The 23,036-nt window shown below is 42.4% G+C and carries 21 protein-coding genes; 3 read left to right on the top strand and 18 right to left on the bottom strand.

Annotation, left to right across the window (positions count from 1 at the left end):
* Window positions 1–24 precede the first annotated feature (24 nt).
* From KTE19_RS05520 to KTE19_RS05460, 13 genes are all read right to left on the bottom strand, one after another.
* On the bottom strand, window positions 25–1,923 hold the full coding sequence (locus KTE19_RS05520; protein WP_217341800.1) for a DUF5776 domain-containing protein: 1,899 nt from the start codon (window positions 1,921–1,923) through the stop codon (window positions 25–27).
* A gap of 166 nt (window positions 1,924–2,089) precedes the next feature.
* Window positions 2,090–2,977 carry a PfkB family carbohydrate kinase gene (locus KTE19_RS05515; RefSeq protein WP_217341799.1) on the bottom strand — a complete coding sequence of 296 codons (888 nt, stop codon included), beginning with the start codon at window positions 2,975–2,977 and terminating at the stop codon, window positions 2,090–2,092.
* Entirely contained in the window at window positions 2,978–4,336 is a 1,359-nt protein-coding gene (locus KTE19_RS05510) for a purine-cytosine permease family protein (RefSeq protein WP_217341798.1), read from the bottom strand. It lies immediately after the preceding gene.
* Window positions 4,337–4,466: 130 nt separating this feature from the next.
* Window positions 4,467–5,462, bottom strand: coding sequence for an ADP-ribosylglycohydrolase family protein (locus KTE19_RS05505; protein ID WP_217341797.1), 996 nt, complete (start codon window positions 5,460–5,462; stop codon window positions 4,467–4,469).
* A 185-nt stretch (window positions 5,463–5,647) separates the two neighbouring features.
* Entirely contained in the window at window positions 5,648–8,131 is a 2,484-nt protein-coding gene (locus KTE19_RS05500) for a DUF5776 domain-containing protein (RefSeq protein ID WP_249778595.1), read from the bottom strand.
* A 158-nt stretch (window positions 8,132–8,289) separates the two neighbouring features.
* Entirely contained in the window at window positions 8,290–8,718 is a 429-nt protein-coding gene (locus KTE19_RS05495) for a hypothetical protein (RefSeq protein WP_217341795.1), read from the bottom strand.
* Window positions 8,719–8,787: 69 nt separating this feature from the next.
* Window positions 8,788–9,144, bottom strand: a complete 357-nt coding sequence (locus KTE19_RS05490) for a hypothetical protein (RefSeq protein WP_217341794.1) — start codon at window positions 9,142–9,144, stop codon at window positions 8,788–8,790.
* A 347-nt stretch (window positions 9,145–9,491) separates the two neighbouring features.
* The gene (locus KTE19_RS05485) at window positions 9,492–10,217 is read right to left on the bottom strand and encodes a winged helix-turn-helix domain-containing protein (RefSeq protein ID WP_217341808.1); all 726 of its coding nucleotides are present in this window, start codon (window positions 10,215–10,217) and stop codon (window positions 9,492–9,494) included.
* A gap of 18 nt (window positions 10,218–10,235) precedes the next feature.
* The gene (locus KTE19_RS14145) at window positions 10,236–10,751 is read right to left on the bottom strand and encodes a GNAT family N-acetyltransferase (protein WP_217341793.1); all 516 of its coding nucleotides are present in this window, start codon (window positions 10,749–10,751) and stop codon (window positions 10,236–10,238) included.
* A 6-nt stretch (window positions 10,752–10,757) separates the two neighbouring features.
* Window positions 10,758–12,167: a C4-dicarboxylate transporter DcuC gene (dcuC, locus tag KTE19_RS05475; RefSeq protein ID WP_217341792.1), complete on the bottom strand. Its 1,410-nt coding sequence runs from the start codon at window positions 12,165–12,167 to the stop codon at window positions 10,758–10,760.
* 16 nt (window positions 12,168–12,183) lie between these two features.
* Window positions 12,184–13,119 (bottom strand): nucleoside hydrolase, encoded by a 936-nt coding sequence (locus KTE19_RS05470; RefSeq protein ID WP_217341791.1) that lies wholly within the window; start codon window positions 13,117–13,119, stop codon window positions 12,184–12,186.
* Window positions 13,120–13,605: 486 nt separating this feature from the next.
* Window positions 13,606–14,658, bottom strand: a complete 1,053-nt coding sequence (locus tag KTE19_RS05465; protein WP_217341807.1) for a DUF5776 domain-containing protein — start codon at window positions 14,656–14,658, stop codon at window positions 13,606–13,608.
* 25 nt (window positions 14,659–14,683) lie between these two features.
* Complete coding sequence (locus KTE19_RS05460; RefSeq protein WP_249778594.1) at window positions 14,684–15,523, bottom strand: C39 family peptidase; 840 nt, start codon at window positions 15,521–15,523, stop codon at window positions 14,684–14,686.
* A gap of 293 nt (window positions 15,524–15,816) precedes the next feature.
* On the opposite strand from KTE19_RS05460, the gene KTE19_RS05455 reads away from it, so the two are divergent.
* Complete coding sequence (locus KTE19_RS05455; protein WP_217341790.1) at window positions 15,817–16,104, top strand: helix-turn-helix transcriptional regulator; 288 nt, start codon at window positions 15,817–15,819, stop codon at window positions 16,102–16,104.
* A 295-nt stretch (window positions 16,105–16,399) separates the two neighbouring features.
* Here KTE19_RS05455 and KTE19_RS05450 read toward each other — a convergent pair whose 3' ends face one another.
* The 5 genes from KTE19_RS05450 to KTE19_RS05430 form a co-directional block, all read right to left on the bottom strand.
* Window positions 16,400–16,744 carry a hypothetical protein gene (locus tag KTE19_RS05450; protein ID WP_217341789.1) on the bottom strand — a complete coding sequence of 115 codons (345 nt, stop codon included), beginning with the start codon at window positions 16,742–16,744 and terminating at the stop codon, window positions 16,400–16,402.
* A gap of 3 nt (window positions 16,745–16,747) precedes the next feature.
* Entirely contained in the window at window positions 16,748–17,020 is a 273-nt protein-coding gene (locus tag KTE19_RS05445; protein WP_217341788.1) for an AbrB/MazE/SpoVT family DNA-binding domain-containing protein, read from the bottom strand.
* 239 nt (window positions 17,021–17,259) lie between these two features.
* Complete coding sequence (locus KTE19_RS05440; protein ID WP_217341787.1) at window positions 17,260–17,466, bottom strand: type II toxin-antitoxin system RelB/DinJ family antitoxin; 207 nt, start codon at window positions 17,464–17,466, stop codon at window positions 17,260–17,262.
* A 169-nt stretch (window positions 17,467–17,635) separates the two neighbouring features.
* A complete protein-coding gene (locus tag KTE19_RS05435; RefSeq protein WP_217341805.1) occupies window positions 17,636–18,892 on the bottom strand; it encodes an RNA-guided endonuclease InsQ/TnpB family protein in 1,257 nt (418 codons plus the stop codon).
* A gap of 480 nt (window positions 18,893–19,372) precedes the next feature.
* Entirely contained in the window at window positions 19,373–20,095 is a 723-nt protein-coding gene (locus tag KTE19_RS05430; protein ID WP_217341786.1) for a hypothetical protein, read from the bottom strand.
* Window positions 20,096–20,325: 230 nt separating this feature from the next.
* Between KTE19_RS05430 and KTE19_RS05425 the strand changes: the two genes are divergently transcribed.
* On the top strand, window positions 20,326–21,069 hold the full coding sequence (locus KTE19_RS05425) for a hypothetical protein (RefSeq protein WP_217341785.1): 744 nt from the start codon (window positions 20,326–20,328) through the stop codon (window positions 21,067–21,069).
* A gap of 51 nt (window positions 21,070–21,120) precedes the next feature.
* Entirely contained in the window at window positions 21,121–22,812 is a 1,692-nt protein-coding gene (locus KTE19_RS13935) for an S-layer protein (RefSeq protein WP_249778593.1), read from the top strand.
* The last annotated feature ends 224 nt before the right edge of the window (window positions 22,813–23,036 follow it).

Below are 23,036 nucleotides of genomic sequence, written 5' to 3'. Positions count from 1 at the left end.
TATGCCAAATGCTCTATCTTAAAATTATTTAACTACTTCTGTATACTCACCATTAGCCGTCACATACCCACCAGTAACTTGGTAACGTTTAACCCCAAAGGTTGTCATCAAATATGGATGTGAGTATTCCCAGCTCCTTACTTTTAAAACGGTCCCTTTCTTGACCTTACTCAATCGCTTACCAAAGTTAGCATTATTATAACGATAGATTATTTTCTTAACCTTGATCTGTTTAGGCTGTTTTTGTTTACCAGTCGTAACTAACTTTCGATTACCAGTAATATAGCGACCATTACTTAAGCGATACCTGGTTGTTAGGTTGTGTTTAACGAAGCTCTCCACTTTCAATTGGCTACCCTGTTTAAAGTTTTGGATCTTGCCAGTCAAATTCTTATTCTTATAAGAATTGACCCCCTTCGGATTAATCACAGTTAAGGTTTGATGCTCACTACGATAGTAAACTGGTCGAACATAACTCCAATCAGCCGTGATATATCCCTTCTTGCCAGCAGTCTTGCTATGATGGTTCACATCCCGAACTTGATAGCGGAGACGCCCATTATTCGAATACATGTGCCCAGTTACAACAAACATCGGCCGGTTAATCCGTGGCTTCTTGGTATATGAAGCTATGCGTTGGCCCTTATTGAACGAAGCATCCTTGTATAAGTAGACTTTCTTCAATGAATAGACTGCCTGCCCTACGTCAGCTATCTTTCTATCAAATTCTTTCTCAGGAACAACCTTATCTTGGTCTGGTTGGACAGACGGGGTAATTGGCGTCGACGAGCTGAATTGTGAGGAACTAGCAGCTGAACTACTACTTGGAGTCACTGGCGTGCTGGAACCGGAAGAGGATGAAGCGAGTGAAAACCGATAGACAGCTTCAACGCCGGTAGAAGAAGCGCCATGGGCATTAACCCTTAAATCAATTGTTTTTGCGCCCTGAGGAATATTGTTAACCACAAGATTATTCATATCTAAAAGTTGCTTTTTTAATAAGGCTTCATACTGATCTACTGTATATCCATCCTCACGTATATAATCAGTAAGGAAGCTCCATTTAACTGGGTCACTCTTTATCAGTGCTACTCTTTGTAAGCCTTCACGGGCTTCGTTACTATCAGCTAGCTGTGCCCATCCATTTTTCGAATAATCAAGAGGAATAGACCTTGGATTTGGATCCTCAAAATGATTGCCTGATTGCATCGTTGCAGACTTCAAATAAAATCTACTTCCTTCATCAAATTGATTCGCATTTTGCCACATATAGGGAGTTCCATAATTAAAAAGTGAGTAAATTCGATCATAGGGAACAATGGCAGTCCTCTTCTCGTTAACCGTCAAAGTGGGCATTTTTACGTCTGGATCAACCTTCTGGTATGGTGCCTCCATCCAAAGATATCCTGAATCACCAGCTTGATTGTCACTACTGTAATCAGAAATGTGATTATTACTTAGATCTAGTGAAATAACTTTCGCAGACCCTCCACCCTTACTTGGGGCAGGAGCATTCTTAATCACCATCATCAAATCCTTAAAATCCTGGCTATTGAGATCATCATTTGCCAATGTTAATTGGCTTATGAAACGATCAGAAAAGCTATTGCCAGAATAGGCGGGTAGCTTATCAAAGAGTGGCGCAAGTACTTCAGTGATATGTCCAGACAACCCCGTTTGATTTGAAATAATCAGATCACCGGATCGAATTGCTTCAGCATTATCTAACAACACCTGTTTCATTTGTTCAGGTGCCACCGGCTTGTCAATTACTGCTTGTGCATGACCAAATTCATCATGTTGAATTATATTTTCACTCTCCGCATAAACAGATCGTGGAATCACAGGATCTACCAAAGTTGTAATCCCACCTACCAATCCCAGTGTTAGCCCAAGCAGTGCTGAAAGTCTTTTATACTTCATCATAACTTCCCCCTTTAACCCATTCGTACTAATTCCGAATAAAAGTATATCGTGGATCAACTAAGATGTGGGGAATTTTGACTGGGAATTTGGAATTGCTTACATAAAAAAATTTGATTTATATAGTTATAGAAGCGTCTGAATCACCTTTGCTTGTAGTATAATTTCACAATCTGTCCAGCAACGTGCCGCTTTCCTGCTCGACAACCAACGCTGCCAGCTCATTCGCTTTGGTAACCGCTGATCTGGTCGACAATCCCTGGATCAGGCCAGCAATCAAGCCACCGCAGAACGTATCTCCTGCGCCAAGAGTATTCACCACTTTTGCCTGAACCGGTGCGATGATTCCCGAGTCATCCCCGGCCAAGAAATACGCGCCCCGTTCGCCTAAGGTTACGATAACCGGTGCCTGGGTCTTGGAGAAAATTTGGCGGCACTTAACTTCTAATGAGGACTGGCCCGGAATGATTGCGTTAATCTCGTCCTCATTGCAGTGAATCAATACGCCGAGTGACAATAATCGTTTAATCGTTGCTTGGGGAATATATTGAATTCTCGGTGACACATCGAAAACCACTAACGTTTCCGGTTTCCGGTTCGCTAATGCCTGCAAAATAACATCAGCTGCCTGCTCAGCTTCCATTTCATAGCCGCTAATGTAGAAGTAATCGTAATCAGTAATATTGATCTGCCTGAACCAGGCATCCTGCCAAAGTTGTTCAATTCCGTTAACCGTCAAGAAACTTCGTTCACCGTTTGGTTCAACAAACGAAATATCCCAGCCGTTATCGGCCCCACTCACGCTCAATTGAACGGGAATCTTTCGGCGAGCCATTTCCAGGCGGACCACCTCAGCATACTGACCTTCGCCGACTGGCACAAATAAATCAGCCGACTCGCCAGCATATTTAACCGCCCCATAGACATTAAATGCCGAACCACCGACAATGTTGCCATGAAACTGGCCACTCACATCCTCGCCGGTAGTCGGCAGCTTGGGAACAGCCATTAAGACATCCACAAAGGCCGCGCCAATAATCAACGATCGCGTCATTTAAGCCACCTTCTTATTTGGAACCGCTACTTTCCACAGTAACATGCAAATAATGGCAATTATTGCGGAAACAAACACCCCTAAACTATTATTCCGAAAAATACCGTGCGCAAATGGGCCGTTCCAGATAGCGTTATTGGTAAACAAGAAACCGGTGACCGTGGCAATCACCCAGGAAACGATTCCGCGCCAGTTGTAATGGGTCTTGGAATCGTTTTTCAGTAAGCTGACATCGTAGCCGGCAGCACGAAACATCACGCTATCACACAGAAAAATGGCTACCCAACTTGCCAAGCAAATAACTAAGAAGTTTAGGAACAGTTCGAAGTTACTCAAGAAATTACCGGAAATAAATAGCACATAAATCGGAATTGCGATGACAATTAGCCCATGAATCATTAATGATGTTCGTTGGGTAACATTGATCCCAATCGTGGCCAGATTGATTCGAGCTGACCGAAACGAAATAATACACTGCGGAATTAAACCGCCTGCAGCAGCTAAGAAGTAGATCGGTCCAATCCAGGTTGGCAGTGCTGAATACATCACGCCAAATGGATCACCGGTCGTTGCCAGCGACGGTTCAATCGTGCTCAACAGAACGCCACCAGCCATCAAAACAAATAGTGGCACCGCGCCACCCATGGTTGTATTCCAAAAAGTGGCTGATGGCCGGGTCTTAGTGGTCACGTATGCGCCCCAATCAGCGGCTGCCATTGACCAGGAAATCCCGGAACCCGCTGCAACAATGCTAACAGCTGGCAAGACACCGGTGATCCAACTACCGGCTGGTAAACTGAAAGCCTCCTGCCACTTTGCTTTAACGAGAAATAAGACCAGAATCAAGATAGTTAAGATCCCGAAGATCCAACTCAGCCAAGTCTGAATCTTCGCCAACGTATCTTCTTTCAAAAGCCCAGACAGGACGACCAGCCCGCCAAACACCGCCAAGGCAATTGCTGTGGTTAACGCTGACTTGGTCACATTGATCACTTTAAACAGTGATACGAGCAGCAAAGTGCCTGTAATGACGTTGACTGCCAACCAGCCCACCATGTTGAGCCAGGCAATCGCGTTAGGAATCTTATTGCCGTGCGTTCCATAAGCGGCTCGGCTTAATTTGAAAGTGGTCACGCCTTCTTTTTGGCCGATCATGGCCACCCAACCGGGAATTGTGAAGGACAATGCTCCAACTAGTGAAGCTATTATTGCTTGAATAAAGGATAAATGATAGCTCACAATCATGGCACCAAAGACAAAGCCCATGATCCCAATGTTGGCCGCAAACCAGTTGTAGAAGAGTTTGCCAGCTGTTAACGTTTTTTGTGCTTCTGGTATCTTAATAATGTTATCGTCCATAATTTTCACCTCAAGTGAGCGGAGTAAAGCGCTTAGGAGTCGAAGGTGCTTACGTGCAGACTCCTGCTTTACGCAGCTGTCCTAACAAGTCAGTAGATCCAAGTTTCTACTTAGAAGAACTAACCCAGAATTAATTAAAGTTCAACATTTCATCTGCATAATTGTTGAGATCATGTTGCGGATTTTTCGTGTCAATCAATTTCATCCAGTCATTTGGGATCGAGTTGGCCCCTTCTTTAGCACCACAAATCGAAGTTGCCATCGCACCAATCGTATCAGTATCACCACCGAGATTGGCACACATCAACGCACATTTTCGAACGTTACGACAATAGTACGCAATCGAAACGGCGGCTGGAATGCTTTCCGAAATCATCGTTCCGGTTCCAATCACGTCATAGATCCGCTGACTGAATTTTTCATCAGCTCCTTCATATTTTTGAGCAATATAAATCCCCAACAGTAGACGATCGTGGGTCTTGGCAGCCCAAGTCGGGGCTCCCAACTTCAGCCCTTCATCATTCGCAGCAAGCGCAAAATCAATGATGTCATCCCAATCCTGATAAGCCATCGCTGCGGTCACCGCTCCGGCAATCATGGATGCCCCACTGATGGCGACATCGCTGGAATGGGTAATCTTAGTGACATCAAAGACTAGTTGCACCAACCGTTTAAGATCAGCGGGTTCAAACAGCGCACCAATCGGGGCAATTCGCATTCCGGCCCCGTTGGTTAAGGCTTGATCAGTAACAGGCCGTGGATCTTTGCCTGCTTTGATCGCGGTCAAGGCCGCCTTACTGCTGGGTCCAAGAATATTATTTTTCCAAGCACCAACGGACTCCGCCCACGTTAGAATGTGCTTCACAAGAATCTGGGCATTGGGTTGCCAATGATTTTCGATAAGTCCATCTAAAATTGCCAACGCTTGATTGGTGTCATCGGTGTACTGCCCTTTCGTGAAGTTCAGGGCAATATCATTGTTTTGTGGCCCATCAAGAAATGTTGTAATCTGATCGTGAAACTGCTGCCGAATTCTTTCAACCGGCCACAATTCCGACGGCATCCCCATTGCATCACCGATCGCCTGTCCATATAGCACCCCAAGAATTTTATCTTTACTACGCAAGTGCATCGCCTCTTTCTAGATATCAGCGTGAAATAAAAGTAGATTGTACTTATATCGGTATCATACAATGCTTTGGCTCAAATGTCTTGAATTTGTACAGATTATTTTATTGCTAACTGAAAAAAGTCTCACTCAATAGCCAAAATAGGTGTTGTGAGTGAGACTCGTTTTTATTGAATATCAAACTACTTTATGATCGTCACGTATGCTGGATTCCCCGTCACATATCCACCAACAACCTGATACCGTTTTGTACCAAAGTTGGTCAATGAATATGGTTTTGAGTAAGTCCATTTTTTGACTTTCAGCACCGTGCCTTTCTTAACTTTGCTGATTCGTTTGCCGAAGTTGGCGTTGTGATAACGATAAATTGTTTTCTTAACCTTGATCCTAGTTGGCTGGTTCAGTTTGCCAGAAATCACCAGTTTCCGGTTTGCAGTCACATAGTTTCCGTTGGTCAATTGATAACGGGTGGTCAGATTGTGCGTCACAAATCCTTTCACCTTCAGCTGGGTGCCCTGCTTGAAGTTCTTAACCTTACCCGTCAGGTTCTTGTTCCGGTATTCGTTCACCCCATTTGGATTAATCACGGTGATGGTTCGATGCAAACTGTGATAATAAACCGGGCGAACATATTTCCAATTAGCCGTGATATAGCCAGTCATCCCGGCAGTTTTACTGTGATGGTTAACATCGCGAACCTTATACCGGTTTGCGCCTGCTTTTGATTTAGCATAAGCCGTTACGACAAACATTGGTCGATTGATTCTTGGTTTTTTGGCATAACTAGTAATCCGTTCAGACTTCTTGAAGTCCTTGTTCTTATATAGATAGATCTTCTTTAAAGCGTAAACAGCTTCGCCCTTCTTGGAAGTCTTGCCATCAGTCGCGTTATCACTTTGATTATCGGTCGTCGTTGAGCCAGAGTCAGGTTGGGTTGTTTCGCTACCTGGTTTTGCATCGGTATCCGGTTTGGTATCCGGTGTCGGGATCGGCTTGACGTCACTCTTGATATACATCAGCTTAACACCCTTTTGGAGATCACCATAGGTTAACTTGGAAATATCATCAATATGCTTCCCATTGAGATCCTCGAAATGACTGAATGCATAACCACTAATGTCCTTCTTAAGTTTCGCAATATCACTGGCAGAAATCTCAGCATCAATTTTACCGGCAACCTTTTCATCAGCAGTATTTGGAATTGCCTTACCCTGGCCGTCTACATAATTTGCAGTAATGGTCACAGTTTGTGGGGAAAAGATCACGGTTCGCTGCTGCAGATCCGCTGTGTAGGTGCCATTAGGTACTACAACGCTCGCCTTTCCACTCTTCAAGTCTTGATAATTACCAGTGCCGCCGATCACCATTTCTTCTTTATAGCCTTTATTTTCATATCGACTTAAGGAATTAGCGGTCTGTGAATCGTTCAGGATATCGAACTTGGAGTTGATTCCCCCAGCCATCAAGTCACCAGGGCCAAGGGTCAGTAGTTCGCCATCACTCTTCAACAATTGATATTGAACTGAAACATTCCCAGTGGTTGCATTAAGGGTGTATGGCACCATGATCCAACCTTCAAAATCGGAATTTGGGTCTTTCCAGTGACTGGATAAGGACCCATAATTATTCTCGAGATCAGGTAAAAAGTTTGTCCAAGTTAATGTGTTAGAATCCACGTTGCCACTGTCTGCTGTGCTTGGGTAAAGAGATGGATAGTTGTTTTTATCTTTGGAAGGATCAAAAGGTTTCACAGGTAAGTTATCGGCTGCTAGATTTTTAATAATAAACGAAGGCGTCGTATATTCTTTAATGCTTGGATTCAACTCCACGGCTTTAAGCAAAATATGTTGATAACTAAAACCATGGCTTAAATCCAAGCCTGGGTTACCACGATTGGTTTCTAGTGGTGACAAGTCAGCAATTTGGTTAAAATTCAATAACAGTTCTGTCAAATCCGGCTTATTGGCCAAAGCCGACACATCATTGATAGACAACATCATCAACTTGACACTTTTTAATTTATTTAAGTTCTTTAATGCACTGATGTCCCAAAGGTTCCCATGGAGGTCTTTTAAGGGGTCCCCATATGCCATCGCTGTAATTCTTGAATCAGGAACGATAGAAATACTCGTTAAGTTGGTTGCATATTGTAATCCTTCCATACTTTTCATGGACATCAGGGTCAGATAATAAAAGGTCGCTTTGCCACCATTCAATTGGAGTGCATCGGTGTTCTTAATGGTAGAGATAGATTTCATATCATCTTTAGTGACTTTGGTTCGCCAATCATTAAAATCTGCATATTTTTCAGTTTCAGACGCAAAATTCCCATAATAAATGAAAGCTTGAAAGGCTTGATCTGGCATCCAGTAATCAACTTGACCGGGCTTATCTGCAGGGATGTTCGCCGCATAATCTGCCCCTTGCCACTTGCCCTGTCCCTGGACTTCGCTGAGCGGTTCGTGCTCGTAGGTATACTGAAGCTTTTGGTTTTTGGGGATATTAAATGTCTCCCGCCTCGGAATTGTTGTCTGATCAGTTGCAGCTTTGGTCACCTTAGTTCCAACGATCGTAAATAAAGTCAGCACCGCAACCGCAGCTAAAATGATCATCACAATTTTGTTCAATACTCGATTCTTTTGGTCAAATCCAATGGGTCTTTTCATCATAACCAACTCCTTTTGGTTGTGAATGCCTGTATTTTATACCTATATTATAATATAATGTTTATCAAATCTATAATTTAACGCCCAAAAATGGGAATAAATAATGCTCCCACGCTGTTGCTCAATCACAATCAGCATGAGAGCGCCATTATTTACTTCTATTGTAGCCCTTTGTACAACTTATAAATAACACCATGATAACCTTTAGTGATTAACACCGGTCGAACTTGCCCCTGGAAGTTTTCCTTACCAACTTTGTAGAGTGCAGAATCTTTATAGGTCGACCCAATCTCTTTCGTCGATACTTTATACCAGCCATTGACCTTCTTAACTTTGGTAACTTTAAACTTATAGTTATCAAATGAATCGTAATTGAACATATGCGTATTCATTCGAGTCTTCGTGAATATGGTGTAACTGAACTTGCCCTTATCCTTCGAAGGATCCAGCCATTTACCCCGCATGCTTTTTGGAACATAGTACTGTTTGGCTTTGGCATCTACCACGGCGCTACCAGATCCAAACATGACGCTACCAAGTGTAAGCGCTGTTGCCCCAACAATTGTTAATTGCTTCATTTTCATCATGAAATTCCCCCAACATAACTATTTGATAATTTAAGTATAACGCAAACAGTTAAAGGGAGCGCCAAATTTCTAAAACCAATAATGCAGCGCCGTCAACGTCAAGCCCATTATCGTCACCGTGGTTCCGATATACCAAATAAGGGCACTCACTTTGGCGCGCTCAATTTTTGTTTCAATCTTGGCGAATTGCGTGTTTTGCTTCTCGAAACGGGTGTTGACTTCTTCAAATCTTGTATCCATCTGCCTTTCGATAGTTTCGAATCGGGTATCCATTCGTTTCTCAACGGTTTCGAATCGGGTATCCATTCGCCTTTCGATGGTTTCAAACTTTAGATCCAAATGCGCCTTTAATAATTCAAACTGATGTGAAATATCAATATTAAGTTCCTTGAGTTCGCCTTTGGTGGCATACTTATCATTATCCATCGGCCCGTCTCCTCCATTTCCATTACCAGCACGACCTTTTCGGCCTAATACATCTTGGTGGAAGTTTTCTCTATTTTCCAAAAGAAACGACCCCCATTCTGACAAACAATCGTCTTTCCGTGGCTGGTTTCTTGGTACAATTCGTTAACCAAAGCATAGCTAATCTCTCCTTTTATTTCAACTGATAGCGCTTTTGACCTTATACTAAATAATTACGAGATTAGCTGGTGGATTTTTTGATCTATTAAGGACATCCGCCAACCTAGATAGGCCTGATCATTTACCAACTCTTCCCAAAACAAAAAAAGCACCCACAATCGAGCGCTCCTGCCTTGGTTCTTCTTCAACTAATTTCGTCCCTGTTCACTCGGATACCTCATCAGCTTAGTTCTAAACATTGATGAAGGGATATAATATTTGTTTTGGGCGATTTGGGAACCATTGACCCCAAACAAATCTTCGGTCATCAGAATCAACAACGGGCTTTTGGGAAACTTTCGCTTAAATGTTGTTAGCGGCCGATCCGATACGGTAATGGTAAGAGCCGAATTGACAACTTTTTGGTAGATATCCTTTTCCAAAAACTGCACAAATTGCTTCTGATCCGTTAAATCTACGTTAAATTCTTCAATGATTTCAGGTAGTACGATCGACAAGTTATTAGCAATATTTCGCTGATTATTTTGATACCAAATATTTAAAGTTAGATACGGCAGGTCATGAACTCCAAACAAGTTATCAGTAAACTCACTCGATTTGTTCTCATGGTAATAAACTTCCCGACCAGTAATTTCGGTGTTTAAGCTTTTGAGAACCGGGCTTTCTAACACTTCAATCCCCTGATACGCATTACCGTCACTTTGCGTCACAAAATGACCCTGGCCATGGATACTCTGAACAACCCCGTCTTCTTTTAATAAAGACAAAGCCGTCCGCAACGTTACCCGACTAATATCAAACTCATCAGCCAAAACTTCTTCTGATGGTAACTTTGAGCCAGGTGGGAATTGCATCTGCTTGATCATTTTTAAGATCTGATTATAAACTTGTACATACTTTGGGGAATGATGCATCATTTTAACATCCTTATTTTAATTTGGGCTGGGTTTCGTTGACTGAACATCCTTTTGAAACTCAATGAAGTTTCCAAACTGTGGCCGGTCAGGCATAATCAGTTGGCCAATCTGGGAAAACTGTTTCTTTCTGACTAAATTAATCATCGGTTGATTGGTGTGATTGGTTAGAACCCGAATCTCTTTAGTATTCGAAGAGATACCCCGGCTCACCACATCATCGATCATTCGGCTAGCAATCCCACACCCAGTTTGTTCAGAGTCAACCATCAATCGCTTGATGAAACACTGGTTACCATGCCTCACTATTGTAACACATGCGTTATTCGCTGATCCGTATAACCATAATGATTGATGACAGATATCAGCCAAAACAACTGCTTCATTTGGATACGCATCATTCCACTGCTGAACACCATTTCGAGCCATTTGCTCCTTAGCATCAACAATCAGCGTCAAAATGTCTTCAACGTCATTTAACGTGGCCAGTCTGCGAGTTATTGTTGGAACTTGAATTGAATTAATGTTGATCACCTTATCTTATTGGAAAATCATGAGTGACATGACGAGCATCATTAACACGCCAAACACCATTGGAACCGATGTCCGTTTAACAATCTGAACCGGGGAGACTTTGGTTGTTCCAGCAACAATTAAGACAACTGCAGCAACTGGGGAGACTGCCCGCAACAGGTTACCAGCTAATTGCATTGGGACGGAAAGGGCAACAGGATCAATACCGGCTGCTTTTGACAACGGAATAATCAATGGAATCATTGCAAAGAGTAATGCCGTGCCACTCCCACTTAATAACACAATCACTGCAGTGAAGACAACCATGATGACTGGCAGAATAATCCCTGAGCCACTCATATTTTTCATTGAATTTTGAACCAAATCAATAATCCCAATTGACGTTAAGCCTTGCACGAACACCTGAGCTGATACCAGTAAGGCCACAATACTCATGACATTTCCCATTCCATTGAAGAAGTGGCTGGTTTCTTTCAATACGCCGGTAAAGTTACTCTTGTAGAGTAATTCAACGACTACTGCAACGACAAAACTAATAATACTGACAACTTGAACACTCAGATTCAGCTTAGTACCAGCTACAATGTTCATGAAGAAGACAATTAGCAACAACACAATTGGTAACAGTGGTAGTAATCCATAAACGAAGCCTTTAAAGCCAGTGTAATTAACTTCAGGGGCATCACTTTTTTCGCTTGCATCCGTATTTTGCGCAAGTTCAGCATCATAACTCAACGTTTCTGGTGATCGCTTATCTTCATGCTTTTGCCAGAAATAATGAATAACGGCAATCGCTAAAATCGTTGGAATTGAAACAATTGCATGGTGCTGGAATACATAATCAGTAACGGGCATATGCAACTGAGCAGCAATTGCGACGTTATCAGAACCAAGTGGCGTTGGAATAATCGTTGCTGAAGTCCCGATAATAGCGGCAGCACTCAATCGGGACATCCCCGCCGTCCGCAAAACTGGGTACAAGGTTGCTAGTAAAATAATCGCTAAGTTGGAAGCACTTGGAATCACCAATGATAGCAGGTTACCAATCAAGAAAACAATTGGGATCAAAAAGTAGACTGATTTAATTTTTGAAATTGGCTTGGTAAGCGCGTGAACAGTCACTTGATTCGCGCCAATATGACTCATATATGCGCTATAGCCACCAAGAATCAAAATAACAAATCCGGGACCAACTAACGTATTAGAGAATTGATCCACAATTGCTTGGAACGGATCAAACGCCGTGGCACCTGTTGTCATCGTTACGACAATTTTCTTTCCCATTATGATAGCAACATACATTAGGACTAGCCCTAGTGACAGTAACGTCATTTTGATATCGTTCTTTTTCAATAACATATAAACCAAGATTCCGACTGCAATTAAGCCGATAATAATTACGAGTATTGTGTTCATGATTAATCTCCCCTAATTAAGGCATTGTTTTGCCAATTTCTTCAACAAACCATTTTTCAAACTTGTCAGTATCGACGTTGACCGCAACGGTTGCATTATCAGGCATATCTAAATAGCCTTTTAAGTCAATTAGCGATGCACCAGCTGTATAGCGGCCCGTCGTTTCAATTTCGACATGAGTTTTGACTTGCTCAAACAATTCTGGTTTAAGAACGAGGGCGACCGCCAATGCATCGTACATATTGAGCCCTTTATTGAAACTACCGCCCCGGTATTTGGAGAACAACTTATAAAACATATCGCCGACCCTACCAAGCGTTTTAATCTTCTCGGAAGTTGTTGGCATGATTTTAGCTTGGCGACCAATTTCCATTGGAGCCACTCGAATCTTTAGGCCACTCGTGAAGACGATCTTGGCAGCTTCCGGATCCGTTGCAAAATTGAATTCGGACAGAACTCCAAAGTTTCCTCTGCCCAGACTGCCACCCATCAAAACAACTTCTTTGATGTTTGCCAGATCATGTGGATATTGATGGATAAACAGTGCAATATCAGTTAACGGGCCAATTCCCATTAAAGTTACTGGCTGATCGCTTGTTGTGACAATTTCGTGCATAGCAGTCGCAGCCGTGACACTGTCATCCACTTTGGTCGTAATTTCAGGAAATGGGTAGCCATCCATCCCTGTCTTACCATGAACCCCACTTGCATCCTTGGCTGGTCGTAACAATGGTTTGTTACTTCCAGGAACAATTCGGATTGGTTTGTTGAAGAACGTTAGTAGCTTTTGTGTGTTCAACGTCGTTTTAGCCAGGCTAACGTTTCCAGAAATTGGACTGATTAATTTAACGTCTAATGCCTCATCAGACGTTGCGATTGCGATTGCAACAGCGTCATCGATCCCGGGATCAGTACTGATAATCACAGGATTTTTTGTTGCTTGTTCTGTCATTTTTATTAACTCCTCACACAAGTTTTATAGTAACCGTTTTCAGATTTTATTATACAACGTTGTATTAAATAATACAACGTTGTATTTAAAAATGAACAATTTTGTCTCCAAATCCGTTTACAAATCAAACTTCACCGATACAAACGAAGGTCCCAGCTATGAACGATAATTGTTCATAGCTGGGGCCTTTGTTTGTTTGTTTTAATGCAGCATCCTATTTTTGTAATTACATCAGATATTAGTCATGGGTTCAATGATTGAATTCCTAACAATCAAATATTATGCATCAGTAATTACCCTCAATGACTTTTCAGGAAATTGCTTGTAATCTTTATCCGCTGTTAAAAAACTGATTTCCATTTATCCCCCCTACTATATTAAATACGTTAATTAACCAACCAAATTTTATATTTCTGACAACAGATACAAAAAAATCAGCATCCAACTTCTGGACACCGATCCGTTTTTACAAACCATTCACTTTTCCTAATCAAACACCCGCGCAATCCCAGCCACATTCGACCGCTGGCCGTTCTTAATCGGCTGAATCATGATCTTCGGTGGCCAGCTCTCAATCACGCGATTATGGCCGAGATAAATCGCCACATGCCAAATGACATGGGTGCCTGGTTGATAGTAGAATACCAGATCGCCACGTTGACGGTGGGAATAAGCCACGCGCTTGAATTTTTTGGAAGCCCAGAGATTCCGGGAATTCCACTCGTTGCCTGGATAAGCGTGATGAATCGCACTGACCGGCAGCGGATTGATGCCGCCTGCATACATCGCCTGAATGGCAAGGCCCGAACAATCGGTACCATACCTTGGACTGGATGAGGAACCCACCAAATAAGGATTGCCCAAATACCGATAAGCCTGGTGAATCATCGCCTCAATATGAGCTGAGCGACCATCCCAAGCATGAGCCCTCAATGGGGCCACATACCGATCAATACCAGTCCAAGCCTGCTTTGAAAAGCCCATCTTAAGCCAAGTTTGCTCGTTCACATTACCAGAAGCTTTCAAATGGTGACGCCGCTGGAATTGCTTAACGGCATTGTAGGTTGCCTGATTATATTTATCATATCCAGAAAAAGTCCCCATTTTGCGCATAATATACCAAGTCTTAATACCTTCAAACCCGCGTTTAACCGTGTAACCAACTTTCCCAGATGGCTTAATTTGGTGATATTGCACTTGATAATACCGTTTGGGATTCTGGTAGCCGGCCGTTTTAGTTACAAATTGCTTGCTTGCAGTCAAAAATCGACCCGTATTTGTTTCCAGAACCGGCGCCTTGCCAGCTGCGGTCACAACCTTCGAAATTTTGGCAAAATGGTTGGCAGCAACTGTTTTGTCCTTAACCTGCCTAGTCGCGTCTCGATAGTAAACCACTGCTTTTCTCGTCTTAATAATTCCTGGATTCGTTGTATAATAGCTGGAACTTGCGTGAATCGACGGTCCAAATCCAACGCCAATGACCGCCCCAAACGCAGCCAAAATGATCATTTTGATTAACCAATTTTGCTGTTTCTGCATCATGTCACCTTCCCCTTCACCATTGCTAATAACTCAACGCCCGGTACCCATCCCGGGCACGGTGCCATTGCATCTGTTTAATCGTCATGCCGGTTTTCTGCTTCGTCCAAGGATCATTGTAATAGAATCGATTCTTTGAATACCCCGATATCGTGATGGTATGATTCACAAATCCATCCACATTATAAACCCAGACAACCACCGGACGGCCCAAGTTGATTTGCGCTTTAATCTGAGCAACCGTTGCGCCAGTCATATTCTTGGCACTGCCGGCATGGCGCTTGACCACTTTCAGCAAGCCCTTCGGATAAATATACCAACCAGTCGGACTGTACGGGCTGCCAACGAATCCCTTATTTGGGTTACGACTTCGCGGGGTCTGCTTGGCCAGCTGCATCTTGGTCACTTTGGAACCAGCAAAATTCAGCATCATCGTTGTAGCCACAATCTCGCAGCCGGTCGGCAATTCCGGTCGTTGGGCAATCAGCGGTACATTTAACCAGCGATAACTTTTGTCGGTGGCATTTTGGTGTACCCAGCCAGTGAACTCCTTGTATGTAAATTTGACCCAAGTCTGCTGTTGAACGGTTTCTTGCTTAGTCACGTGAACCCGCTTATTGGAATAGGTGCCAGAGTGGGCAATTGGCTGAACATTATCCACAGATGTCCGCCACCCACCGGACTGATAAATGCCATAGTTGTGCTTGCTGGCTTTGATCTTCGTATAGTAATTGGTGGTCTGCTCTCCACTCACGGGTAAATAGGATTGGTCGGCGTCAGCATGTGCATCAATGCCGCCAACTAATCCCAATACCAATAAACCAGTCAAAACAACCAACCGCAGCCCTCTCAAATGTTCCATCATTGAATCCCCCCAATCTCCTCTCTAGTGTCCTTCATTAGTTTACACTACTGAAATTATATAATCGAGAATTTCTGTGTGATGGTTGGAAAAGTGGCGTTAGTCAAAAACCGACCCCGATCAACCTCAGCAAGATTGTCATTAATCATTTTTCACCAAATCTTAGAGTTTCTTTGGTGCATTGTGGGGAGATTACCTCCATATTAATTACTCACATTATATGTTATTCAATCAAGAATCATTATATATTATACTTATAGAAACGTTTCTGGTCGAAAAGGAAAAGGTAACTCATAATGACAAGCAAAGACTACTTAACCGATACAGATCAACTTTTTACAAAGGATATGCAAGATCCAGATTTTGCTAACGACGTCAGAGCGGAAAAGAATAAGCTTGCCGGCGCCATTGCCATTCGCAGCGAGCGCGAAGAATATGGCTGGTCTCAACAGGAACTCGCTTCTAAGGCTGGCATTCCTCAACCTACCGTTGTGAGGGTAGAAAGCGGTGCCAACACAAGTATGGAAACACTATCAAAAATCGCCAACGCATTCGGGAAATCAATTCAAATTATGTTTTCTTAAATGTGCCCTTACAAATCTGAACCATTAAGAACAGTCTACCAATTTTAAATAATGGACTGTTCTTTTTTGCTTTTTCAGAGTATACATTTTGCACCGCGGATTATTCAACCAATTGCAAAAAATAGACCCACAAGAAAACTTGCGCGTCGTTCACATTAACTACAATTATCCAATTAGGAGAAACCATCATGAATTTAACCGATAGACTCGCCCCATCCACCCAGTTGGCAGAGCAACAACTACGAAATAAGTTGCCAGCTTCAAGGGCATCTTTGAATAGATTCCCTAGCAATCCTCATCTTCGTTTTGCATTGTTATTTTTTACAAATTTGAATAGGTTGACCTTATCGCGATTGCTTAATTGACCAATTGGTCGCCTACTTAGCACATAATTTCGGGTAATCTTTACAAGTTGAAGTGTATCGACATAAGATTGCCGATCCAAACCAGCAACATCCAGATCTAAAATCCGATAATAATACTTTTTTATCGATTCAGATTTATTAGCATACTTGGTCGTAATTTTATAGGTCACTAAATAGTCATCGTCATAATCAACCACCAGAATTGGTTGGTGCTTACTTTTGCTAGTATTATCACCAAAAAAGACGTCGGCAATATAGACATCCATCGGTGACATTTACTAGCCTTCTTTCATCCACTTAGCAAAATTAGGTGCCTTAGTTTTGTCGTAATGACCATCTTTATCAACATCAACCGTTTCAGCTGGCACATCTTTAATCAAATTATGCCAGTCCAATTTAGTTGGTACTTTTGCAATTACAATTTCGTCTTTATCATTAAGCGAAACACTCACTTCGTCGCCTGAATTAATATTGAGTTGCTTACGAAATTCTGACGGTAGAACCAGTTGACCTTTAACGGAAATCTTTTTGGTCATTGTTTTATTTGTCATATTAAAACCTCCACTTAGTTACTACTTGATTACTTCTTACAGTATGATTTTACCAGATACCAAATCTTAAGTGACTAAAAACACCCCGACATTAATCGTCAAACTATTCTGCTCAACAATCATCACCAGGGAATTAATCAAGTAATCACAAAAAGTCGTACATTAGAAAAGGCGGCCCCCATTTTTCAGAACCACCCTTTTTAGTTTGTACTCAATTAACTTTTTCATACAACCACGGATTATCCATTCTTCACCCAATCCTTTAATTCTTCTGGGGCATCATCCGGAATAACCAATTGGCCATCTTTTCCAATAACCGGATAAATAGCTTTGCGGTTACGGGGGTTATCTTTTACATGTGGAGTAAATGGCAATCCTTGATTTTGAATTGATTGACTTAAGAATATCTTGATGGCGCCACTAGTCGTCATCCCCAATTGCGTCAACCACTCCTGACTAAAGTCAGGAGCTTGTGAGCATTGAAACCTAACGGCTTCATGACCACAATTTGCATAGATACAGCCAGCTTACTTAGACCACCGCAGTGATCTAAGCAGGGACCGGCTAATGACCAAAGCCGTTTACGTTCCCAGGTTGCCAGAGGAACGGTCTAGTCTAGACTAATTGAGTTTGACCTTTGGCTAAAATGTTCCGAGCGGCATTATGATCCCGAACATGCTGAGTACCACAGCGGGGGCATTGCCAGCGACGATCCGCGAGGGTTAACTTTTTGGTGCCTTGCGTCCCCATCACGAAGCGACATTGACTACACGTCTGCGTCGTATTCTTTGGATTCACGGTCACAAACGTTACTCCATACAGATCCGCTTTATAACTCAGCATCCCAAGAAAAGTTCGCCAGCCGACATCAGCAATGCTCATGGCTAAAGCATGATTGCGCAACAGATTTTTACTCCGAAGCTCCTCGGCAACGACCAGATCGTGGCTTTTGATGAGTGTCGTTGAAAGTTGCTGGAGAAAGTGCTGCCGTTGGCGGCGAACTTGATCATGGAGTTTTGCGACTAATTGCCGTTGCTGTTGATAATTTTTGGCTGTCCACAATGACCGGTGTTCTTTCTTAGCGCGCATTTGACGGCGGGACAGCTTCCGCTGTTCTCGGGCTAATTTAGCTTTAATCGTCCGGTAATACCGCGGGTTGGCAATGACGTCACCATCACTCGTTGTCAGAAAATTTTCGGTATTTAAGTCAATCCCCACGGCCTGATGTGGAATTAGCACCGGTTCAACAAATGGTTTTTTTGAGCCTAATTGCATGGATAAAAAGAAGCGGTCAGCCGCATCTTTAGCTATCGTCACCGTCCCAATCCGAATTGCTTGCGTCGCATCGCGCTTCAATAGTCGCTGATGAGCGCCGTTTATCCGCAACCGGCCGAGCTTCGGTACCTCGACATGCTTTGCATCCAAGAACCGCACGGTTCCATTGGTCATCTGAGCCGATTTTTGCCCAAGGTACTGACAATTGGTTTGGTATTTCCATGCATAACTTTTACGGTGAAAGTTGGGCACCCCGGCGGTGTGCACCTGGTGAAAAGCCTGCCAGGCTTTGCGATAATTCTGAATAGCATTGGCCTTGGTCAAGCTATCAATCCGGGGGTCGGCTAAAAACTGATAATGATTAGATAGCTGTTTGGCATTTTGACGATCTTCCAGCTGCTGAATGCGATTTTGCACCAACTCAACAGGTAATTTAACTCGTTTTAGTTGATAAAGTTCGCGGTTACTGGCCACCATCTGATTATAGATAAACCGGCTAGCATCACTATTCACCTTGATGATTTGCTTCTGTCGATCACTGGGGTAAATTCGAATCTTCAACCTATAATGATAGTCCAGCTTGGCCATCGATAACACGGTTCTCACCTCGCTTCATATTTCCATACTACGATTATATCATGCGCAAACGTGAACGTGGTGCCAGATAGCCCATAATCAAGTATGATCCGCTGGGACGCACCTTTGGTCAAATAGGGTTTACATGAATACTTTAGGGAATCTGAGCTGCAAAGTGATTGAAAATCTATCGATAATCAATCCACTAAATTGGTCACCGCAGGTGACCAGCAGAGGCATTCATTAAATAGTTGATCGACTTGCTGTTTTTCTTCATCTGATAATGTAATCTGTATCGCTGCCATGTAGAACACCTCCATTTACCAGCTATTATACCGTCATATTACCTACAAATTAATTAAACCAGATTCCCCAACTGGATCGGATTTATCCAGTTCCCGCCGCCTTCAATTCACATCTATCAAAAAACAGCCACCATTCCTGGTAGACTGTTCTTTAAAACGCTAATAAATGAAATAAACTCTCAACTAGTTAAAACTACTAAAGATTTTCCACAGCCTCAGCTAATTGGTCTGCAAGATTATTGGCCGCATCGCTCCAATTATCTCTATCGCCACTTTGCTCCGCTTGAGTATAAGCGCCATATAAGGCACTCAGCTTTGCATTAGTCGTCGAATTAAATCTACCCGCAAATAATTGATAGGCAGCACCAACACATTCGATGTTGCCACTTCCGTCTGGAATGTACTTCATATCATTAATCACTGTCGATAAGGAGTCATAAGCTTGTGCGGGAGTGATACCATCAAAATCTGCCAACAACTCATTTTGAGCATCCGAGGTCGTCGTCCTGACAATCTGAAGCATCGCTTTAATATCTGCCTTCTGTTTTGTATAACTAGGCTTCTTGCTTAGGTTACCCTTCCAAATCCAGCCTTTCACACGCCCGTTACTACTCTTAATGTAATAGTAAACGGCAGTATTGCCATTCGACTTGCGAACAGTTGCTGATTTGGTTGCATAAAATGTCGTTCTTAGATAACTGCTGGCATTATGTGCCTTCTTCGTTAACTTTGCAGTTGTAAATATAGAACCGCCATTGGCATTATAGGCAGTCTTACTCATACCTGATGACCTTAGAACCTTTACAGTGCGAGCCTTCGCCGACACAACATCACTATTTGAAATAGTTGAATTCGTACCAGTCGCTACCCCAAAAATAACTACTGCCAATCCAACCATTATGAACTTCGAATATTTCATTATTCAATTTCCCTCCAATATATTCATTACGGTATTCCAAAAATTAGACCCCTCGGAACACTTACCTATCTAGTTTACACTAACTTTTTAATATGTTCGAGATATATTTATAAACTCATTAGGAAAAATTGCCAGCCGTTAAAGTTGCCCCCGGCCGGATCATTATGTATTGTTAGTGGGGCAAATAATACATGCTATTAGTACTTAATTATCTAGGGGGAATTAAATCAATGAAGTTTAGTAAACACTTAACACCGGCAGGGCGCCGGTTCCATTCACGAACCATCGATACCAGTAAGTTCAAGCTCAACCATATCCGTACGCGCCAAAAGAGTCACCACATCCACTGGGAATCCGTGCTGATGTTAATCAGTCTTACCAACAAAAAGCACAAGACAATCGTTGTAGACAGTCGCCAGGGATTATTCGCTGTTCCCGAAACAACCAACCAGCTCTTTAGCACGCTGAAACAAAAACAACGGGTTTTACCGCCCAACAGTTTTCGCCGGATCCCAATTCAAGCAGGGATTACTGAATATATCCCATTTATTTTTGGCAAACTTCGATTCGCACCATTAAAGAGAAATAAATCTGGTGATCAAATTTGGATTGCGGCCGCCAAGGTTGAAAATCATGAAAATATTCGTTCAGCAGATGAGACGTTAAAGGTTTGGTTCAAAGACTGTGAAGAACCTTTGATCATTCCATCATCATTCTATTTTCTTAATTCCAGATTATCAGAAATAAACCAGGTCAGGAGCTATCAGATGTCATTACGTGCTCATATTAGCATGGTGCTTGCCGAGAACGCCAATGACTTCTATACTCAATATCAATTATCCAAATTTCCTAATAGTCCACTGGATTTGATACTGGACTCGAACCGAATTGCGATTAAAGAGGCCTTAAACCACTATTGCATCAGTGCAGATGAAGCAACCATCGAGGCAATTTTGAGAAAGTCGATTCAATAGCAACTTCACTCTACAACCACTATCATTTCAAGTTACACGGAGTGATAACTTTTGGCTTTTCAACGCGCGGCCGCTACGCAGCCGGCGGAAAACCCAAACCCACAGAAATCATTATTTGTAGGCTTAGCTGCTTTAGGCTTTGTCGCTGTTGCTGGTTCAGCTAACGCTACCAACGCTTCAGCAAAGAGCTATGCTAAGGTTACATCAAACAAGGCCTTGACGGCCGATGCTACTACCCGTAACGTTAACGTTAATGGTACAAACGCATTGTACACCAAGGCTGGTACTTTGAAAGGTGCCAAGACTGTTGCTTCTAAGACTACTTTAGCTGGCCTTAAGGACAACAAGACTAGTCAAAAGAACTGGCGTGTATACCGTGTTGCTACTACTAACCGTGGCTCAGTTTACTACAAGGTCGTATCATTCGATAAGACTTACCGTGGCTGGATCTATGGTGGTAAGAGCACTTCTGCATTTGCTGGTGGTATTGCTAAGTACAGCACTACTACTGACGCTGCTGGTACTACTTCAGCAACTGCTTCAAACAGCTCATCAGCTTCTAGCACATCTGCAGCTTCATTCCAGAGCCCATCAAATCAGACTACTGCTTTGACTAAGGACCAATTGAATGCTACCTACAAGATTACTAAGGCTGGTACTGCTAATGATGGTACTGCTACTACTTATACTTATCCTGCATGGACTGAGTACAAGAAGGGCCGTACTGTTACTGATGCTACTCCTTACGCTAACGATACCTTCAAAGTTACGGACCAAACTACCCGTACCCGTGAAGGCGACCTTTGGGTAAAGATTGCTGATACTAATGCTACCAACGGTCAAAAGATCAATGGCTGGATTAAGTATTCAGCATTAACTGCTCAACAAGCTACTACTCCTACTAACAACACTGATGAAAAGTCCCTTAACATCAATTATACCGATGCTACTGGAAAAGTTGTTGGCACTTACAAGTACACTGAATCTAATGCTGTAAAGGGTTCAACTCCTGAGATTAGTTTACAGAGTTTGATCAACAACATTACAAACAATGTACCTACTGGTTACTCTGTTGGCAATGCAACACTTTCTCCAAGTACAGCTTTGTACGGTCAATTAAGTATTGCTAAGTTTGGTCAGTCATTTAACGTTCCAGTTAATGCTTCACAAACTTTGACTGCTTCACAGTTGGAAAGCATCTTTAACAAGATGACCATTCACTTTAATGGTGATAATGCATTTAGTGCTAATGTTGTCGGAACACATCCTGCAGATACAAGTGTTACCTTTGCACAATGGCTTCAAGACTACAATGGCCGTCGTGTTCCTACTCAAAAGGGCGATGCTTATTACACCGCAATTTTGAACGCATTTAAGAATAATGCTACTTTGCAAAAGGTTGCTAGCGATGGTAATGGTACTATCTCTCAAGCCGACTTTGTGAAAGCATTTAACGATTTAACTAAAGGTCTTGGAACTACGGATGGTGCAATTCTTGTACATCACAATGACAATAGTGGCCAACCTAATGTTGATGCATTAACACTTGATCGTGCTAATACTCGAAGCACAATTACATTGAATCCAGCTAATGATGCTGCTCCAATTGAATTGTACTTCAATGTTTCAAACAACCATGATGAAGGATTCAAGTCAACTAATGATACGAAGCCATTCCATGGTAGTTATGGTCAAAACAACTGGACTTATCCTGCTTCTACTGAAGCTTCAACTAACGAATAATTTCAGTTATTAATTTCGCTAATTGTTATTGGTGAGAATTAGCAAAAGCCTTAGCCACTAAGTGGTTGAGGCTTTTGCTTACATAAAATAAAGATTATAAAATGGCTCTTTGCCAAACTGTAGAGTATTTAAGCATTATGCGCTTATGGATTGAAGTCAATATTTGAGACAGGTTTTAAGAGACATTCAGAACCGCGTTTACCTGCCACAGCTCAAATAAATCA

It is taken from the genome of Lentilactobacillus dabitei (genome assembly GCF_019061365.1).
In the GTDB taxonomy this organism is placed as follows: Bacteria; Bacillota; Bacilli; order Lactobacillales; family Lactobacillaceae; genus Lentilactobacillus; species Lentilactobacillus dabitei.
This window is presented reverse-complemented; position numbering and strand designations above follow the sequence as displayed.

Bases quoted from the DNA above. Each gene is read 5' to 3' on its own strand.
- KTE19_RS05430 (WP_217341786.1), bottom strand. From the start codon at position 20,095: ATGAAATATTCGAAGTTCATAATGGTTGGATTGGCAGTAGTTATTTTT.
- KTE19_RS05425 (WP_217341785.1), top strand. From the start codon at position 20,326: ATGAAGTTTAGTAAACACTTAACACCGGCAGGGCGCCGGTTCCATTCA.
- KTE19_RS05465 (WP_217341807.1), bottom strand. From the start codon at position 14,658: ATGCAGAAACAGCAAAATTGGTTAATCAAAATGATCATTTTGGCTGCG.
- KTE19_RS05495 (WP_217341795.1), bottom strand. From the start codon at position 8,718: ATGATGAAAATGAAGCAATTAACAATTGTTGGGGCAACAGCGCTTACA.
- KTE19_RS05500 (WP_249778595.1), bottom strand. From the start codon at position 8,131: ATGAAAAGACCCATTGGATTTGACCAAAAGAATCGAGTATTGAACAAA.
- KTE19_RS05515 (WP_217341799.1), bottom strand. From the start codon at position 2,977: ATGACGCGATCGTTGATTATTGGCGCGGCCTTTGTGGATGTCTTAATG.
- dcuC (WP_217341792.1), bottom strand. From the start codon at position 12,167: ATGAACACAATACTCGTAATTATTATCGGCTTAATTGCAGTCGGAATC.
- KTE19_RS05520 (WP_217341800.1), bottom strand. From the start codon at position 1,923: ATGAAGTATAAAAGACTTTCAGCACTGCTTGGGCTAACACTGGGATTG.
- KTE19_RS05490 (WP_217341794.1), bottom strand. From the start codon at position 9,144: ATGGATAATGATAAGTATGCCACCAAAGGCGAACTCAAGGAACTTAAT.
- KTE19_RS05510 (WP_217341798.1), bottom strand. From the start codon at position 4,336: ATGGACGATAACATTATTAAGATACCAGAAGCACAAAAAACGTTAACA.
- KTE19_RS05485 (WP_217341808.1), bottom strand. From the start codon at position 10,217: ATGCATCATTCCCCAAAGTATGTACAAGTTTATAATCAGATCTTAAAA.
- KTE19_RS05455 (WP_217341790.1), top strand. From the start codon at position 15,817: ATGACAAGCAAAGACTACTTAACCGATACAGATCAACTTTTTACAAAG.
- KTE19_RS05445 (WP_217341788.1), bottom strand. From the start codon at position 17,020: ATGACAAATAAAACAATGACCAAAAAGATTTCCGTTAAAGGTCAACTG.
- KTE19_RS05450 (WP_217341789.1), bottom strand. From the start codon at position 16,744: ATGTCACCGATGGATGTCTATATTGCCGACGTCTTTTTTGGTGATAAT.
- KTE19_RS05470 (WP_217341791.1), bottom strand. From the start codon at position 13,119: ATGACAGAACAAGCAACAAAAAATCCTGTGATTATCAGTACTGATCCC.
- KTE19_RS05460 (WP_249778594.1), bottom strand. From the start codon at position 15,523: ATGATGGAACATTTGAGAGGGCTGCGGTTGGTTGTTTTGACTGGTTTA.